Origin of the sequence: Acinetobacter sp. GWC1_38_13 (assembly GCF_001767535.1) — a bacterium.
In the GTDB taxonomy this organism is placed as follows: domain Bacteria; phylum Pseudomonadota; class Gammaproteobacteria; order Pseudomonadales; family Moraxellaceae; genus Acinetobacter; species Acinetobacter junii.
On the sequence record NZ_MELG01000108.1, the window covers coordinates 247 to 17174 of the forward strand.

General features: G+C 36.3%; 16 protein-coding genes, 3 tRNA genes and 1 pseudogene. 14 read left to right on the forward strand and 6 right to left on the reverse strand.

Going from position 1 to position 16928, the window contains the following annotated elements:
• Positions 1-140 precede the first annotated feature (140 nt).
• Entirely contained in the window at positions 141-1031 is an 891-nt protein-coding gene (locus tag A2003_RS11625; RefSeq protein WP_286687412.1) for a LysR family transcriptional regulator, read from the reverse strand.
• Positions 1032-1166: 135 nt separating this feature from the next.
• On the opposite strand from A2003_RS11625, the gene A2003_RS11630 reads away from it, so the two are divergent.
• The 3 genes from A2003_RS11630 (at position 1167) to A2003_RS11640 (ending at position 4316) form a co-directional block, all read left to right on the forward strand.
• Positions 1167-2582, forward strand: coding sequence for an aspartate ammonia-lyase (locus A2003_RS11630; protein ID WP_004912797.1), 1416 nt, complete (start codon positions 1167-1169; stop codon positions 2580-2582).
• A 385-nt stretch (positions 2583-2967) separates the two neighbouring features.
• On the forward strand, positions 2968-3594 hold the full coding sequence (locus tag A2003_RS11635) for a MarC family protein (RefSeq protein WP_151813049.1): 627 nt from the start codon (positions 2968-2970) through the stop codon (positions 3592-3594).
• A gap of 200 nt (positions 3595-3794) precedes the next feature.
• Positions 3795-4316 carry an acyl-CoA thioesterase gene (locus A2003_RS11640; protein ID WP_004912784.1) on the forward strand — a complete coding sequence of 174 codons (522 nt, stop codon included), beginning with the start codon at positions 3795-3797 and terminating at the stop codon, positions 4314-4316.
• 121 nt (positions 4317-4437) lie between these two features.
• Here A2003_RS11640 and A2003_RS11645 read toward each other — a convergent pair whose 3' ends face one another.
• Complete coding sequence (locus tag A2003_RS11645) at positions 4438-4650, reverse strand: hypothetical protein (protein ID WP_004912781.1); 213 nt, start codon at positions 4648-4650, stop codon at positions 4438-4440.
• 474 nt (positions 4651-5124) lie between these two features.
• Here A2003_RS11645 and A2003_RS11650 point away from each other — a divergent pair, with 474 nt between their 5' ends.
• The 7 genes from A2003_RS11650 to pgaD all read left to right on the forward strand — a co-directional run bounded on the left by A2003_RS11650 (position 5125) and on the right by pgaD (position 11836).
• The gene (locus tag A2003_RS11650) at positions 5125-6126 is read left to right on the forward strand and encodes a CobW family GTP-binding protein (protein WP_151805579.1); all 1002 of its coding nucleotides are present in this window, start codon (positions 5125-5127) and stop codon (positions 6124-6126) included.
• 80 nt (positions 6127-6206) lie between these two features.
• Positions 6207-6737 carry a YaeQ family protein gene (locus A2003_RS11655; protein ID WP_125297992.1) on the forward strand — a complete coding sequence of 177 codons (531 nt, stop codon included), beginning with the start codon at positions 6207-6209 and terminating at the stop codon, positions 6735-6737.
• A gap of 32 nt (positions 6738-6769) precedes the next feature.
• Positions 6770-7111, forward strand: a complete 342-nt coding sequence (locus tag A2003_RS11660) for an FKBP-type peptidyl-prolyl cis-trans isomerase (protein ID WP_004912770.1) — start codon at positions 6770-6772, stop codon at positions 7109-7111.
• A 389-nt stretch (positions 7112-7500) separates the two neighbouring features.
• A complete protein-coding gene (locus A2003_RS11665) occupies positions 7501-7896 on the forward strand; it encodes a hypothetical protein (RefSeq protein ID WP_004963404.1) in 396 nt (131 codons plus the stop codon).
• Between the two features lie 223 nt (positions 7897-8119).
• Positions 8120-10117: a poly-beta-1,6-N-acetyl-D-glucosamine N-deacetylase PgaB gene (gene pgaB / locus A2003_RS11670; RefSeq protein ID WP_502685963.1), complete on the forward strand. Its 1998-nt coding sequence runs from the start codon at positions 8120-8122 to the stop codon at positions 10115-10117.
• A 13-nt stretch (positions 10118-10130) separates the two neighbouring features.
• Positions 10131-11387: a poly-beta-1,6-N-acetyl-D-glucosamine synthase gene (gene pgaC / locus A2003_RS11675; RefSeq protein ID WP_004956116.1), complete on the forward strand. Its 1257-nt coding sequence runs from the start codon at positions 10131-10133 to the stop codon at positions 11385-11387.
• A gap of 32 nt (positions 11388-11419) precedes the next feature.
• Positions 11420-11836 (forward strand): poly-beta-1,6-N-acetyl-D-glucosamine biosynthesis protein PgaD, encoded by a 417-nt coding sequence (gene pgaD / locus A2003_RS11680; RefSeq protein ID WP_112986581.1) that lies wholly within the window; start codon positions 11420-11422, stop codon positions 11834-11836.
• Positions 11837-11969: 133 nt separating this feature from the next.
• Here pgaD and A2003_RS11685 read toward each other — a convergent pair.
• A tRNA-Leu gene (locus A2003_RS11685) sits at positions 11970-12055 on the reverse strand.
• A 208-nt stretch (positions 12056-12263) separates the two neighbouring features.
• On the opposite strand from A2003_RS11685, the gene A2003_RS11690 reads away from it, so the two are divergent.
• Positions 12264-14024, forward strand: coding sequence for an alkaline phosphatase D family protein (locus A2003_RS11690; protein WP_112986580.1), 1761 nt, complete (start codon positions 12264-12266; stop codon positions 14022-14024).
• Positions 14025-14145: 121 nt separating this feature from the next.
• On the opposite strand, the gene A2003_RS11695 is transcribed toward A2003_RS11690, so the two are convergent.
• Together A2003_RS11695 and A2003_RS11700 are read right to left on the reverse strand one after the other, a co-directional pair.
• A tRNA-Leu gene (locus tag A2003_RS11695) sits at positions 14146-14231 on the reverse strand.
• Positions 14232-14239: 8 nt separating this feature from the next.
• A tRNA-Cys gene (locus A2003_RS11700) sits at positions 14240-14313 on the reverse strand.
• 152 nt (positions 14314-14465) lie between these two features.
• Here A2003_RS11700 and folD point away from each other — a divergent pair.
• The 3 genes and pseudogenes from folD to A2003_RS11715 all read left to right on the forward strand — a co-directional run bounded on the left by folD (position 14466) and on the right by A2003_RS11715 (position 16497).
• A complete protein-coding gene (gene folD, locus A2003_RS11705; protein WP_286687413.1) occupies positions 14466-15314 on the forward strand; it encodes a bifunctional methylenetetrahydrofolate dehydrogenase/methenyltetrahydrofolate cyclohydrolase FolD in 849 nt (282 codons plus the stop codon).
• A gap of 55 nt (positions 15315-15369) precedes the next feature.
• Positions 15370-16044, forward strand: coding sequence for a class I SAM-dependent methyltransferase (locus A2003_RS11710; RefSeq protein ID WP_004956126.1), 675 nt, complete (start codon positions 15370-15372; stop codon positions 16042-16044).
• A gap of 165 nt (positions 16045-16209) precedes the next feature.
• A pseudogene (locus tag A2003_RS11715) lies at positions 16210-16497 on the forward strand (GNAT family N-acetyltransferase).
• A 56-nt stretch (positions 16498-16553) separates the two neighbouring features.
• On the opposite strand, the gene A2003_RS11720 reads toward A2003_RS11715, so the two are convergent.
• On the reverse strand, positions 16554-16928 hold a 375-nt coding region (locus A2003_RS11720; RefSeq protein ID WP_286687414.1), incomplete at its 5' end, for a hypothetical protein.

The window sequence follows — 16928 nt, forward strand, 5'->3', positions numbered from 1 at the left end:
GCAGATAACACCTAACTTTTGAAACCAGTAAAAAAGATTGGATGACAAGTAAATTTATAAACCAAAATGATTGTTTAATATCTTTGAATCTGATTTTAGATCATCGGTATTAAGCAATCATTTTTATTTCATAATTATTATTATTTAAATTCTTGTGAGGTTGAAAAATCCCAAATATAGTTTATTCTTTTGGAGAGTACGATTTTTCTTCTGATGATATAAACGTCTTGATATGTGTGAAAATTAATTGGTTCAACGATTTTAAGTTTATTTTCTGCAATCTCTTTTTCAACAAGAAGCTTTGGTAGCCAAGCAATTCCTAAACCTTGTAAAACGAGTTCTTTTAAATCGCTTGCATTATCAGTTTCATATAATATTCGATAGTTTAATTGATTTTCTATAATATCATCGACACATTTTCTCAAATAAGCTTGTTTGCTATATGATAACAACGGAAATAATTCATTAAATGAATATTTTGGTTGGTTATTATAAAGGGCGGTGACAGGCAAAATTTCCATTTTTACGATTTTGTGGAAAATAAAAAGTGAAAAATCCATTTGAGCTAAAGTTTTTTGGTCACAATAACAAATCAAGAAATCGCAAGAACCATCTGTGAGCAAGCGCATGCCTTGTTTGAGGTTTGCTGCAATAATTTCTAATTTTAAATCACTCAGATCTTCGGAAAGCTCATGAATAAAACGAGGGAAAAATTGTGTAATAAGTGAATGCGAAACAGCGAATTTGGTATTTAGTTCATTGTTTTTAATATTTTTTTCTAAATAGGTAATTGTGCTTGAAAGTTGGTTGTGAATGTTTTTAGCAGTAGCTAATAAAATTTGTCCAGCTTCAGTGAAATCAATATTTTTACTTTCTCGATCGAGGATTGGGAAACCCAAAGCATTTTCAATATTTTGTAGTCTACGTGAGAAGGCAGACTGAGTTACATGCCTGATCTCTGCTGCTTGGGAGATTGATTTTTCCTGTTCTAATGCAAGTAAATCTTCAATCCATCGAATTTCCAAGGTCATAAATTATCCTTAATGCATGCTCATACACTATTATAATCTATTATGCAAAAAATGCATGTAGTAATATTTTTTTACATTAGAAAAAACACATACAGTCTTTTAACATAAAAATATAGTCGTACAGGATTTATTCAAATGAACATTAAGATTAATACGCGGACTGAAAAAGATTTATTGGGTTTTAAAGAAATTCCTTCGAATTGTTATTATGGTGTGCAAACTTTAAGAGCAATCGAGAATTTTAATTTAAGCCAAAGTAAATTAAGCCAGTTTCCAAACTTTATTAAAGCATTGGCAATGGTTAAGTCTGCGTGTGCTTATTCAAATCTTAAATTAAATAAAATTGATGAAAATAAGAACAAAGCAATTCAATATGCATGCCAGCAGATTTTAAATAACCAATATCATGACCAATTTATGGTGGATATGATCCAAGGTGGTGCTGGAACCTCAACCAATATGAATATAAATGAGGTTGTGGCAAATATTGGATTGGAATATCTAGGTCATAGCAAAGGAGAATATCAATACTTACATCCTAACAATGATGTGAATATGTCTCAGTCGACCAACGATGTATATCCTACTGCAATCAAAATAGGTTTAATTGCGGCAATTGAACAGTTAAATGTACCTTTTAATCATCTAATTGCGAGTTTTAGAGCAAAATCTGAAGAGTTTTCGGATATTTTGAAAATGGGTAGAACTCAGTTACAAGATGCCGTGCCGATGACATTAGGGCAAGAATTTGGGGCTTTCGCTGCTACATTACAAAATGATTTGGATAAATTAAATCAGATCATGCCTGATGCTTTGAGTGTTGTAAATCTAGGTGGTACCGCGATAGGTACAGGCATCAATACTGAAGTGAAGTATCGTGAATATGCTATCGAAGCTTTGTCAGAAATTACGGGTCGTAAGATTAGTAGTTCACCTGATTTAATCGAAGCCACATCAGATATGGGTGATTTTGTTTTATTGTCGAGTTTCTTAAAACGTACAGCGACGAAGCTTTCAAAAATCGCCAATGATTTGCGTCTATTATCGAGTGGTCCACGTGCTGGTTTAAGTGAAATTTATCTTGAGCCACGTCAGCCTGGAAGTTCAATCATGCCAGGTAAAGTGAATCCTGTAATTCCAGAGGCAATGAATTTAATTTGTTTCCAAGTGATTGCAAATGATTTGGCTGTCACTTTAGCTGCTGAGGCAGGGCAGTTGCAGCTTAATGCGATGGAACCATTGATTGCATTCAAACTATTTGAATCAATTGATTTGCTAGGAAAAGCAATGCAAATGTTCCAACTTAAATGTATTGATACGATTCGTGCTAATGCGGAACTTTGTCAGTCACAAGTTGAAAATTCGATTGGTATTATTACAGCATTAAATCCATTTTTAGGTTATGAAACCACGACACGTATCGCTAAACAAGCAAATGAATCTGGTCAAAGTGTGCTGAGTCTAATTAAAGCTGAAAATCTAATTTCTGATGAAGTTTTGGCAGATATTTTAGCTGTAAAAAATATGGTACATCCAAAGCAATCAGTCTGACTTTTAAAGACTTGATGTAAATTTGTTAAACTCAAGAAAGCTTGTGACAGCTTTCTTGGGTTATTGATCTTCAAAACGATATAGCTCTAAACCGCTCTGAAAAAATAAGAAATAAAATCGTATTTTTACATTTTCAATACTACTCCTATACATGTGGGTCCAAGCAGAATGATTCTTGCAATGTAAAATATGAAAAATTAATTAATTTTTATAGTTTTGATCGTAGTTTACAAAAATTTAGTGTTGAAGCTGACATTGAATCCTTGTGTAAACGTTCAAACCATATTTGGAAATAGATGATCTTTTTAATCATTCCAATTTGAAATTTTGATCCATCTATTGAGTTTATCCAAGTCTAAAACCGAAGCTGATTTAGAGACTTTTTATGTTTTCTCCCTACATCCATGCATTTGCATTGTTTTTTTCATTACTGAATCCATTCCTTATGAGTGTTTACATGATTGGCATGATTCGTAATACGGATGCCAAAGTTTTTAGCAAAGCATTGATTCAAGGATGTTTAATCGCATTTATTGTCTTTATTTTATTTGCTTGGGGTGGTGAAAGTATTTTTAGCCGTTATTTGAATGTTCGATTTGAATCATTTCAAATTTTCGGTGGTCTCATCTTTTTAGTCATTGGTTATCGTTACGTTTTTCAAGGTGCAGAAACAATTGGTGAGATGAGAGGTGCACCTGAACATTTAGCTGGAACAATAGCTATGCCATTTATGATTGGACCAGGAACCATAAGTGCTGCAGTAGTCACGGGGATTAGTGTTCCATTTTCAGGTGCGGTTGCAGTCATTGCAATTACGTTGATGTTAACGTGTAGTATTTTGATTCTGATGAAATTTGCACATGATCATTTACGCTATAAACATGCAAAATATATTGATCGTTATTTTGACATTGTAGGGCGTTTGTCGGCTCTGCTGATTGGCACAATTGCTGTTGATATGATAGTTAATGGGATTATGGGGCTGATTGAAAATGCTAATATTATTAAATAGAAGTATATATGGTATTTAAAATATAAATGCCAAATGAACAATTTTCTCATTTCTATCCGAAAATTGGTGCGATGTAATCATTTTGAAATATTCATCGTAATTTATATAAATATATTTGATGGTATTTTGAGCTAATTTGCATATGTTTAATTGTCTGAATAAAGGATAATAGTGGCGTAGCATATTTACGAGTTTTACTCATGTCTCCTTTAGATCAATTAAACCAAGCTCCCGATGATCAATCTGAATTAACGATGTCAGTGCTTATGACACCTGATATGGCAAATTTTTCAGGCAATGTTCATGGTGGAGCAATTTTAAAGTTACTTGATCAAGTCGCATACGCCTGCGCTAGTCGTTATTCAGGTAGTTATGTTGTGACTTTATCTGTGGATAAGGTCAATTTCAAAGAACCTATTTATGTAGGAGAGCTGGTTACCTTTTTAGCAAGTGTGAATCATGTTGGTCGTACATCTATGGAGATTGGTATTCGAGTGGAAGCTCAAAATATCCAAAAAAGAACGATTCGTCATACCAACACATGCTACTTCACGATGGTAGCAGTAGATGAACAACGTCAGCCAAAAGCAGTTCCAGCATTAAATTTAGATACAGATTGGAAGCGTTGTCGTTTTGAAGCAGCTGAATTACGCAAAATTCATCGTTTAGAAGAAGTGCAACAACCATCATGCAGCATTTTCAAAAAATCTTCTCAATGCTAATAGCTTAATTCTCTGATTTTAAAAAAGAACGAACCGCAGCATGGTTCGTTCTTTTGCATTAATAACAAGATTCTATTGTTATTAATGTGGTCTAAAGGTCTGGAGTAACCTTGAGATCAGTTTAGTTTGTAGCAGCAGGTGCAGATGCAGGTGTTTCACTCGCAGTTGCATCAGTTGTTGCTTGACCTTGAGTTTCTGGCTGTTCTTGAGTTGAGACAACAACTTTCTCTTCTGTTTCATGCGCAGCATGTGATTGATCATGTGCTGTAGCAGCAAAGGTTGTTGCAGCAGCAAGTGTAAGCGTAGTAGCTAACAAAGTCTTAACAAGTTTCATAATTGGCATCCTTAAATTCAATTTTTAAAAGCCGCTATCAAGTTTACTGAACAACCAGAGCCTGATTTCGACATGGGTTCATGCTAAGTGCCAAAATTATTTACAGCAATATTCTTAACAATGTTTTACGCCTAGCTTAACAATGTGAAATAATAATTAATGTTATGTTGCAGACATGTAAAACAAAACGCCAAAATGAATCATTAAAATGTGTGCAAATATGTTTTTTTGATTAAAAATAGAACAGGTGAATTACGAACGGGAAACATAAACTCAGATTTATATAAAATCTATTTATTGTATAAAACGATTATATTTTTTAATTTAATTTCTTTAATTGATTTAATATGTTTATTTTGTCTTGGAAAATAATAATTATGTGACTTAAGTCTCAATTTGTTGTTTTTAATAAATTGCTTCATTTTCAGTTTTCTTTATCGATACAATAGGCTTAACACTTAGATTGAGATTGTCGTGAAACTCATTAGCCATAAAGCTGTACCCACTCATATTATTTCTGGTTTTCTCGGTGCTGGTAAAACCACATTACTCCAGTATTTATTGACTCAAAAACCTGAACATGAGACTTGGGCAGTTTTAATGAATGAATTTGGGCAAATTGGTGTGGATCAGCAGCTTATTACTCAACAGCAAGGCTATGCGGTTAAAGAATTATTAGGTGGATGTTTATGCTGTAGTAGTCAGCTTCCTATGCAGATTGCACTTTCACGACTCTTAAGTGAAACACAACCAGATCGTTTGTTTATTGAGCCGACAGGTTTAGGGCATCCTGCCCAATTGCTTGAGCAACTCACAGAACCGCACTGGCAACGAAGTTTAGATATGCGCGCGTTGGTCATTGTTGTTGATGGAAGTCGATTACATGATGAAAATTGGGTAAGACAGAACTTATATACAGATCAACTTAAAGCTGCACAAATTGTTGTAATTTCACATGCTGATTGCATGACGGATAGTGATCAACAGATTTATTTTGAACTAAAAAAAGAATTTCAGGCTTATGTGCAGGATTGGATTGAAGCTGAACATGGCCACGTCCAACTCGAAGTGATTGATAAAGCACAGCGACCTGTTTTACGTAAAATTCAACCATTATTGAAATTACAACAGCATCAAACGGTAGATGAAAATATCAGCGCAGTTAAACAACTACCGTACCATTATGTTGAGTCATCACAAGGCTATACCGTTGCAGGATGGAAATTGCCTAAACGTTGGATGTTTAATTTTAATGAGCTTTTAGATTTGCTTTGTGCACAACAGGATTGGGTGCGTATAAAAGGTATTTTTAATACAGATCAAGGTTGGAAAAGTTTCAATTTTAATCCTGAGCAATTTAATTACAAGTCAACTGAAGCAGGGCTAGATAATCGAATTGAAATTATTACGCAGGCATCACATGACTGGTTTAAGTTTGAATCGGAGTTGTTAGATTGCCAGCTAAAAGATGAATGATTCATCGTCATAACGGTCAAATGGCATCTTTATTTTTTCAAAATAGAGTATGCTTAGCGCCAAATTTGAGGATGTATTCTATGGCTCTAAAAGCAACGATATATAAGGCAGATTTGAATATTGCCAATATGGATGAGCATATTTATGCTGATTATCAACTTACACTTGCGCTGCATCCGTCTGAAACAATTGAACGACTCATGGTTCGTGTGCTCGCTTACGCGCGTTTCGCTGACGAGCGTTTAGAATTCACAAAAGATCTGTTTGAAACTGACGAACCTGCTTTATGGCAAAAGGATCTAACAGGGCTTTTGGAAAAGTGGATCGAAGTAGGTTGTCCAGCAGAAGATAAAGTCAAAAAAGCAAGTGCTCGTTGCAAGCAAGTCGCAGTTGTTGCATATGGCTCGCAAGTAGATGATTGGTGGAAACGTAATAGTAAAATCAAAACTTTAACGAATGTCGAAGTTTGGCAGCTAGATGATAAAACAACCTGTGAACTAGAGCAGTTGTGTGAAAGAACGATGCAGTTACAGCTGAATATTTTAGATGGTGAGTGGACTTTGTTGAGCGATAAAGGTCAAGTCGATATTAAATGGCAAAAATTGCAATAATTGGCTTGAACGATATTAGGAGATAATTTGAGATGATAACTGAATTAGAAATTATTGATTTAAAAATTGGTGAAGGTAAAGAAGCGGTTAAAGGTGCGCTTATTACCACTCACTACACGGGATGGTTAGAAGATGGTACTAAATTCGATTCTTCAATTGACCGTGGAAATTACTTTGAAACCGTGATTGGCACAGGTCGTGTAATCAAAGGTTGGGATCAAGGTATCATGGGAATGCGCGTGGGTGGAAAGCGTAAGCTGATTGTTCCTTCACACTTGGCATATGGTGAAAGAAAAATGGGAAAAATAATTCCTGCGCATTCAAACTTGATATTTGAGATCGAATTATTTGATGTCAAAACACGTGATGAATAATTAAAAAAAATATGTTGATAGAAATCACAATTTAATCTTAATTTATGATTTTATTGTGATTTTTATATTTTATACAAAAACAATACAAATAATATTGTAGAATTAAAAATAAGCATATGATTTATATAGCTTTTATCTAAATGAGTTTTTTAGTAATTTCTGCATAAAGTTATTGATTCTATAGACAGTTCTGTATATCTTTGAGTTAAAAGAGCAGTGTTTTCTGAATCAAACTTTTTTCATAAAATGTGAATTAAGTTTACCTTTTGGAAAAAATGATTAAACTGGATAATCATTAGGCAAACTAGCTTATTGATGTAATTAGCTAAATATAAAAATATTTCACTTGTGTGAACCAAGTGATAAAAATTGAGTGAGTGGAGGTGGGTATGAATGACTATTTGGATATTACCGCGTCTGAGCTATTAAAAGAGCTAAATAATTTTTTCATGATTGACACGTATGATGGCTCGGAAAATGGTTTTTGGGCAAATTCTAAAGCATTGACGGATAAACATTACTGGATGGATGGAGACAACAAAGTTGAAATCATTCGAGAGTTGAGTTCTTCTAATCCTCATGCAGAATGTAATTATAAAATTACATTACTTTCACCTGAGGAAGGTAATGTGGTTCTTCTTGATTATGATGGATTCAATAAAAAGATTTTAACTTTCCGTCGTGGTGATTGGGTCAACCGTCTTTATCGTTACTTTTATCATAAAGAGCGTTGCTACTTACAAGACCGTGCAGAACATCCAAATTTCCAACTTATTCAATACTAGTCTGGATACATTGATAAAGATTGCCTCGACTATCTAAGATGATCGAGGCAAATTTTTTTGTGGGTTTAAAATAACAATTTATTTTTAAGATTATTTTCAGTTTAAAAAATTATAACTACAATCCTCATATTACCCGACAAAGTCAGCCATCTAATTGTCGATAAGATGAAATCCTTCTGCATATCTCTGTACTGATTTTTCTTTATTATTGAGAATATTCTCCATGTCTACTCCTTCAAGATCGCCAGCTTTAAAATGCTTTTTAGGGCTCGTGGTTGGTATGTTATGCAACGCGGCAACTTTCGCAGCCAACCCCAAAATTGATGCTACTACCTTGATGGTGATTGGTTATCATGAGATTACCGATGAAAAAGATGCCCTGATACCAAGCTATGCGGTAACAACGCAGCAATTTAGTGAGCATATCCAATGGTTAAAGAAAAATGGTTACCATTTTATTAATGTAGATCAACTTATTAAGGCTCATCAAGGCAAGTATAGATTACCAAAAAAACCTGTTTTATTAACAGTAGATGATGGTTATCAGTCTTTCTACCAAAATGCTTATCCAATTATTCGTAAAAATAAAATTCCAGTCTTACTTGCAGTAGTGGGTTCTTGGTTAGAGCCATCCAATCTTGAAAAAGTCGATTTCGGTGGTGAGCCGATTGATAGAAATAAAATCTTAAGTTGGAGTGAACTTAAAGAAATGCAGAGTTCGGGTTTAGTGGAAATTGCTAGCCACAGTTATCATCTGCACGAAGGAGTCAATGCAAATCCACAAGGTAATTTAGAACCTGCTGCAATTTCTCGAATTTATGATCCCAAAAATCAAAGTTATGAAAGCGATTCAGCTTACCAGCAACGTATTTATCAAGATTTAAAAAAGAATAATGATTTACTACAGGCACATGGATTGCGATCACCACGAGTTATGGTATGGCCATATGGTCGATACAATATGCAGCTTGTGCAAACAGCAAAACAACTTGGTATGCCAATCACCATTACTTTGGATGATGGTGCAGATCATGCCAAACAGTCCTTGCAGAATATGAGTCGTATATTGATACAAGGTAATATGTCGACAAATGCTTTGGCACAAGAAATCAAAAATAGAGAATTGAATTTAAATGACAATAATCGACCGCAAAAAATTATGCATGTCGATCTTGATTACATTTATGATCCCGACCCTCAACAAGAAGAACGCAACTTAAGCCATTTGCTTGATCGTATTAATGGTATGGGCGTGAATACAGTTTATTTGCAAGCGTTCTCTGATCCTGATGCCAATGGTTCAGCAGATATGGTGTATTTTCCAAACCGTCATATACCAATGCGGGCTGATCTATTTAATCGTGTAGCTTGGCAAATTCAAACGCGTACCTCAGTGCAACGACTTTATGCATGGATGCCTATGTTGGCTTGGGAGCTACCAAAGACTAATCCTGTTGCAAATGAGCTGGTTCAAACAGAGCAGGTCAAAGCGGGTGAACATTTAAACATGGGCTATATACGTCTAAGCCCGTTCTCGCCAAAAGCTCGACAAACGATCAAAGAAATTTATCAAGATTTAGCGAAATCCACACCATTTGATGGTCTGCTATTTCATGATGATGTGACTTTATCTGATTATGAAGATGCTAGTCCTCAGGCTTTGGCTGCTTATACGCAACAAGGCTTAACAACCGACTTAGCTAAAATTAGAAATAATGATGCTGATTTGCAGAAGTGGACTGCATACAAAACTCAATATCTAGATGATTTTGCAATGGAATTAGCAAATGAAGTGCGACAATACCAACCTTATTTAATGACTGCTCGGAATCTATATGCTCAAGTTGCATTAAATGCTTATGCAGAAAACTGGTATGCACAATCGCTAGAACAATCTTTAAATCGTTATGATTTCACTGCGATTATGGCAATGCCATATATGGAAAAGGTAGATCAGCCTGAACAGTTCTATAGCAACATTTTAAAACGTCTTAAAAAATATCCAAATGGTATTAAAAAGTCAGTGATGGAATTACAAGCCGTGAACTGGCGAAATGATCAAAAAATACCATCTGAAGAGATGGCTGCGACAATCAAATCATTATATCAACAGGGTGCAATGCACATTGCTTACTATCCAGATGATCCGATTAAAGATCACCCTGATGTAAAGCAAATGCATGATGCTTTTGCACAGAAATCATCGCAACTAGTGCCTTAATTGAGTGTATGAAATGACTGAAATTGCAGCCTTATGGTCATATGCCATTAAGTTCGTATTCTATTATCCGTTATTCATGTCTTATTTATGGATGATGGGGGCAATTCTATTTTATTGGAAAGAACGCCAAGACCCACCTTATCAACAGCCAAAAAGTTTAGAGCTTTATCCAAAAGTTGCAGTACTTATTCCTTGTTTTAATGAAGGTGATAATGCTGAAGAAACCATTAGCCATGCTTTACAGCTGGATTATCCGAATTTTGAAGTGATTGCGATTAATGATGGTAGTTCAGACAATACGGGAGAGGTGCTTGATCGTCTCGCAAGTCAATATGAAAAATTACGTGTTGTACATCTAGCTCAAAATCAAGGCAAGGCAATGGGATTGCAGGCGGGTAGCTTGATGACTGATGCTGAGTTCTTGATTGGCATTGATGGTGATGCTTTACTTGATCCTCATGCAGCTAAATGGATGATGCGACATTTTCTAGAGGATGAAACGGTTGCAGCGGTCACAGGAAATCCACGTATAAGAACACGATCAACCTTGCTTGGTCGAATTCAAGTGGGTGAATTCTCATCTATCGTTGGAATGATTAAAAGAGCACAGCGCACGTTTGGTCGATTATTTACGGTATCGGGGGTGATTACGGCATTTCGTAAAAGTGCCGTACATCAAGTCGATTATTGGTCTCCAAATATGTTGACTGAAGATATTGATATTACTTGGAAGCTTCAACGAGCAGGGTGGGATGTACGTTTTGAACCGAATGCCTTGGTGTGGATTTTGATGCCAGAAACCTTTAATGGTTTGTGGAAGCAGCGTTTACGGTGGGCGATGGGCGGGGCACAGGTCTTAATCAAGAATTTGGACGTCTTCTTGAAACCCAAACTTAACTTCTTATGGCCATTAATGCTTGAATTATGCTTGACCTTGGTATGGTCATATTTGATGCTAATTATGGCTGTCATATGGCTATTACATTTTGTTATTACACTCCCAAGTCTCGCTATTGTAAGTTCGCCATTTTTGCCTTACGGAAGTGGGATTTTATTAGGGGCAACCTGTTTAATTCAGTTTGCTTTAAGCAAATGGATGGATAGTCGTTATGAACCAAACTTGGGTAAAAATTACTACTGGATGATTTGGTATCCCTTTGTATTTTGGTTAATTACGATTACTGCTACAATCGTCGCCTTTCCAAAAGTACTGCTTCGTGGACAGGAAAAACGTGCACGTTGGATTAGTCCTGATCGTGGTATTCGTTAAGTTGTAAGTCTAATCTTACAGAGTATAGTGAAATGAAAGTAAATAGCTTGATTATTGATTTACGTCGCCAACTCCCATGGCATAAACGCTATTTTTCGACCACAACAACAGCGATGATGTGGGCAGGCTGGTTATTATTATGGCGTCCATTCGTTTTAGTTTGGGTATTGATTGAAATTCAGAAAACCCATCTAGCACAGCGTTTAATGTCAGGATTTAGTAATGGTATTGAACATGGTGTAATCGCATTAATTTTTTGTGCTGTCATACTTATGTTATGGGGTTTATTGCCTTCTAAATCAGTGAGTGAAAGGCAAACTGTTGAAAAGCGAATCACGGATTTTGCTCGCTATTTTGAACTATCAGAACAAGAAATATCTTCTGGTCGTCAGCAAAAGATCACAATCGTTCACCACGATGAGAATGGTAAAATCATCCGAGTGGAATAACATTCAATTCTAATAGATTTATTAGATACCTTAGTTTCGACTGAGGTATTTTTTTTATTTTATAAATTTTAGGCATAAAAAAACCAGCATACGCTGGATTTTTTTACTGCACCAAACTTCAATAGTTGAAGGATGGTGCCCGAGGCCAGACTCGAACTGGCACGCTTTGTGGGCGGGGGATTTTAAATCCCCTGTGTCTACCGATTTCACCACTCGGGCATGTGCGCAATAATAGTGGAGGCTTTAAATCTTGGCAAGAGTAAAATCAACTATTTGCTTTATTTTCAATCAAAACATGTTTTTAACCTATAAAAAATAATCATGTGCTATGTATTTTTCATAGTTCTTTCACAAAATTGAGATCATTTGTTCATATTAGCTGATTAGGTTTAAGCATTTAAGGTGATAAAAATAAGGTAGTACTTAAATGACTGTAAATATTTCACGACGGGAACTCATTCAAAAAAGTTTATTCGGTTTGGGTGCATTATCACTCACAGTGGGAATGACAGGTTGTAATGATAGTTCAGATAATGAAACTAATAGTTTAAAGGTGAGTTTTGAACATGGTGTTGCGAGTGGTGATCCGTTGCAAGATCGCGTTATTTTATGGACACGTTTAACGCCAAATGAAACCAGTGCACGTTTACAAGTGACATGGGAGCTTGCATTAGATCAACAGTTTAAACAAATCATTAAAACAGACAAAGTGACTACATCAGCATCACAAGATTTTACGGTGAAAGTGGATGCAACGGGACTTCGGGCTGATACAAGTTATTATTATCGGTTTATTTTTGGAAATAAGATTTCTCCAATAGGGCAGACTAAAACGTTACCCCTAAGCACATCTAAAGTTAGTTTTGCAGTATGTTCATGCTCAAATTATCCAGCGGGATATTTTTATGTATATCGTGAAATTGCAATGCAAAATGTAGATGTAGTGATTCATTTAGGTGACTATATTTATGAGTATGGTGCTGATGGATATGCCACTGAAGATGCTACAAAACTTGGTCGTACTTTAGCGGCAGATAACAATAAAGAAATTATTAAATTAGATGATTACCGAAAGCGATATGCACTATATCGAAAAGATAACGACTTACAGGCTGCACATCAACGTCATCCATTTATCGTGATTTGGGATGACCATGAGTTGACGAATGATACTTGGAAAAATGGTGCTGAAAATCATCAAGCAAATGAAGGTTCGTTCCTTGAGCGTAAGTTGGCTGTCTTACAGGCATATTTCGAATGGATGCCAATTCGTCCTGTAGATGATCAGCATGTAAAGATTTATCGCCAATTCGATTTTGGTAATCTTGTTCAATTGACTATGTTGGATACCCGTATTATTGCTCGAGATCAACAATTAGATTATGCAAATTATTTAACTGCGACAGGCATAGACGTTGCAAAGTTTCAAGCTGATCTTACTAGTCCTACGCGTACTTTGATGGGGGTTGAACAACGTGATTGGTTATTAGGCAAATTACAGCAATCAAATGCAACTTGGAATGTTTTTGGACAGCAAATTTTAATGTCTAAAATGTTTATTCCTGCTGAGTTGTTACTTTCTTTGGCTGAAATAACTTCAGGCAATCCAACAGCTGAAACACTCACAAAAATGAATACGCAAATTACTGAACTGGTAACGCTAAAAGTTCGACTACAAAATAATGATCCAACACTTACTCAACAAGAGAAAGCGCGTGTACTTACGACTGCACCGTATAATTTAGACGCTTGGGATGGTTATTTCACTGAACGCGAGATTTTGTATGGCACATTAGCGCAGTTGAAAAAGAAAATCGTGGTCTTGGCGGGTGATACACACAATGCTTGGTCTTCAAATTTATACAGTAAAGATGGGGTATTCGTTGGAGTAGAGTTAGCTACCAGCTCAGTATCTTCACCAGGATTGGAAAAATACCTCAACATTCCTTTGGCACAATTGCAACAATTTGAATTTGCATTCAAGACATTAATTGATGAATTGAATTATTGTAATTTGAATCAACGTGGTTATTTGGTGGTTGAATTTGATCAGTTACAGGTACAGTCGAAGTGGATTTTTGTTGATTCTATTAAGCAGACAAACTATTCCGTTGATGAAAGTCGTCAGCACCAACTTAATTTAGATGTCAATTTATTGCCCATTCAGACAGTTCAGCAAGTTGCATAATTTTTGAAATCAAAAAAGCCAAGTATGCAAAGCTTGGCTTTTTATAAAACATCAAATTTTAGACATAAAAAAACCAGCTTACGCTGGATTTTTACTGCACCAAACTTCAGTAGTTGAAGGATGGTGCCCGAGGCCAGACTCGAACTGGCACGCTTTGTGGGCGGGGGATTTTAAATCCCCTGTGTCTACCGATTTCACCACTCGGGCTTTACCAATGGAGGCGGAGGTCGGAATCGAACCGGCGTACACGGAGTTGCAGTCCGCTGCATGACCACTCTGCCACCCCGCCATCTCTTGGTGATGCACATATTAGCAATCTTTAGAAAAAAAACAATAGTGTTTGCGGTGAATATGCACATAAAAACAACATCTAAAAGAATATTGGCTAAATTATCATGTATTATTTGCATTATTGATTCATACCCACTTTGGAGATGCGCTGTGGCATTGGTTTTAGACGGTCGTGCATTGGCAACACAAATCGAAGCTGATTTGTTGGTACGTGTAGAAGCATTAAAAGCAAAATCGGGTCGTACCCCAATTTTGGCAACAATTTTAGTTGGTGATGATGGTGCATCTGCAACTTATGTGCGTATGAAAGGAAATGCTTGCCGCCGTGTGGGCATGGATTCTCTAAAGGTTGAACTGCCAAAAGAAACGACAACTGAACAATTACTTGCTGAAATTGAAAAATTAAATGCAAATCCTGATGTGCACGGTATTTTGCTTCAACATCCAGTACCTGAACAAATTGATGAAAGAGCATGTTTCGATGCGATTTCACTCGAAAAAGATGTGGATGGTGTGACTTGTCTTGGTTTTGGTCGTATGTCAATGGGCGAAGCCGCGTATAGTTCAGCAACTCCAGCGGGTATCATGACGATTTTAAAAGAAAACAAGATTGAAATTGCAGGTAAGCATGCCGTTGTTGTTGGTCGTTCAGCAATTTTAGGTAAACCAATGGCAATGATGCTATTACAAGCCAATGCTACCGTGACGATTTGTCATTCACGTACTCAAAACCTTCCTGAGTTAGTGAAGCAAGCCGATATTATTGTGGGTGCAGTAGGTAAGGCTGAATTAATTCAGAAAGATTGGATTAAACAAGGTGCTGTTGTCGTTGATGCTGGTTTCCATCCACGTGATGGCGGTGGTGTGGGTGATATCCAATTAGTGGGTATTGAAGATGTTGCATCAGCTTATACACCAGTCCCAGGTGGTGTAGGACCTATGACGATCACGACCTTGATTCGTCAAACAGTTGAAGCTGCTGAAAAAGCTTTAGGTTAAATATCCACTTTAAGCCCTTCTAAATAGAGGGGCTTTTTTCAAGAATTTAAGAAATATGAGCTGTACATTTCAATTTGCGAAAGCACCTGATCAATTGCTTAAAGCCTTACATGAAGTTATTCCAAATACTGATTTATTGGCTCAGCAGTTACCTGAAACCCCAATTTCACTGTGGCTAATTCCTCCTGTATTTCCAACTGATCGTTTAGATGATGAGGTGATTCGTCGTATTTGGAATGAAACCCCTTATTGGATTTTTTGCTGGGCTTCAGGGTTGGCGATGGCGCAATGGCTACTCGCTGAACCACATCATGTAAAAGATAAGGTGGTATTGGATTTTGGTGCAGGCTCAGGTGTGGTTGCAATAGCAGCAAAAATGGCTGGTGCAAAACGTGTTATTTGCTGTGATATTGACCAAGTAAGCTTGGAGTCATGTCGTGAAAATGCATTACTCAATAATGTAGAACTTGAATATTTAGATGATTTATACAAATCTGAACAGGTCGATGTCTTACTTGCCGCTGATGTACTTTATGATCAGTGTAATCGTTTCTTTTTAGATGAGTTTTTGAAGTTCGCACCTGAAGTATGGGTGGCGGATAGTCGTGTGAAAAATTTTAGCCATCCGCAATATTTGAAAATAGATGAAAGAAGTGCAACGACTTGGCCCGATTTAGATGAAGCCAAAGAATTTCGGAATGTAAGTTTTTATCGTACACATCCTCAATAGGCTCTAAATCAAGATAGGGTACTTTGTTGTGTTCTCTGTTTATCAAATAGCAACAGAGATTATTTTGTGTGGATGATAAAACAAGTCTCAGCGATTCAAGTATTGAAAGTTAATTCATATAAATGCTTTCGTACTTGATCGCAATACAATCAAAATGAGGCTTAAATAGTAAATATTAAACAATCAGATGACACTAAACACGGAACTTTTGAGATTTTTGCTGCTGATGTAAAAGCTGGTTAGATGGCTTATACATGGGCAGGTGATTCAATGTTAATCATTGATCATACAGATGTCGAAGATCAATTTCGTGGACAAGGAATTGGTCGTCAATTGTTGGATGCTTTGGTTGCATTTGCACGTGAACGAGAGATTAAAGTTATTCCTTTATGTCCTTTCTCTAAATCTGTTTTTGATAAAGATCAGTCAATTCACGATGTGCTAAAAGTATAACGATTGATGAAACGTATCTGAAATTGATTCAGATACGTTTTTATGTCTTTTATGAATTAGTTGCAGTGATAGCGAACGACTTTAAGGGTAGAAGGTCGAGCTTCTAAAGCCTGACGAGTCGCATAACCTTCACTATTGTTCAGATCTGGCGAATTTGTAAGACCAAAAGTGGTACGGCTATTTCCAAGCTTAACACCATATTGTTCTTGTTGAGTTGGGTTCATGATTTCATTCACGCTCAGCACTGAGATTTTATAATTTTTTTCAGCACCTAAAACTTGTTTACAAGCATGTTGTAATTTGCGCTCGTCAACATCACGATTGCTATGTGCTGCTAAGGTGTATGCTAGAGTCGCTGATGTTGCTGTTTTATTTTCAATTTGATAGCCAGTCACGCCATTGTATTGATGCGGACTAGTTTGACATGCTGC

Coding starts and splice junctions, on each gene's coding strand:
- A2003_RS11660 (WP_004912770.1), top strand. CDS start 6,770: ATGATAACTGAATTAGAAATTATTGATTTAAAAATTGGTGAAGGTAAA.
- A2003_RS11645 (WP_004912781.1), bottom strand. CDS start 4,650: ATGAAACTTGTTAAGACTTTGTTAGCTACTACGCTTACACTTGCTGCT.
- A2003_RS11655 (WP_125297992.1), top strand. CDS start 6,207: ATGGCTCTAAAAGCAACGATATATAAGGCAGATTTGAATATTGCCAAT.
- A2003_RS11665 (WP_004963404.1), top strand. CDS start 7,501: ATGAATGACTATTTGGATATTACCGCGTCTGAGCTATTAAAAGAGCTA.
- A2003_RS11690 (WP_112986580.1), top strand. CDS start 12,264: ATGACTGTAAATATTTCACGACGGGAACTCATTCAAAAAAGTTTATTC.
- pgaC (WP_004956116.1), top strand. CDS start 10,131: ATGACTGAAATTGCAGCCTTATGGTCATATGCCATTAAGTTCGTATTC.
- A2003_RS11625 (WP_286687412.1), bottom strand. CDS start 1,031: ATGACCTTGGAAATTCGATGGATTGAAGATTTACTTGCATTAGAACAG.
- A2003_RS11710 (WP_004956126.1), top strand. CDS start 15,370: ATGAGCTGTACATTTCAATTTGCGAAAGCACCTGATCAATTGCTTAAA.
- pgaD (WP_112986581.1), top strand. CDS start 11,420: ATGAAAGTAAATAGCTTGATTATTGATTTACGTCGCCAACTCCCATGG.
- A2003_RS11630 (WP_004912797.1), top strand. CDS start 1,167: ATGAACATTAAGATTAATACGCGGACTGAAAAAGATTTATTGGGTTTT.
- A2003_RS11635 (WP_151813049.1), top strand. CDS start 2,968: ATGTTTTCTCCCTACATCCATGCATTTGCATTGTTTTTTTCATTACTG.
- pgaB (WP_502685963.1), top strand. CDS start 8,120: ATGTCTACTCCTTCAAGATCGCCAGCTTTAAAATGCTTTTTAGGGCTC.
- A2003_RS11640 (WP_004912784.1), top strand. CDS start 3,795: ATGTCTCCTTTAGATCAATTAAACCAAGCTCCCGATGATCAATCTGAA.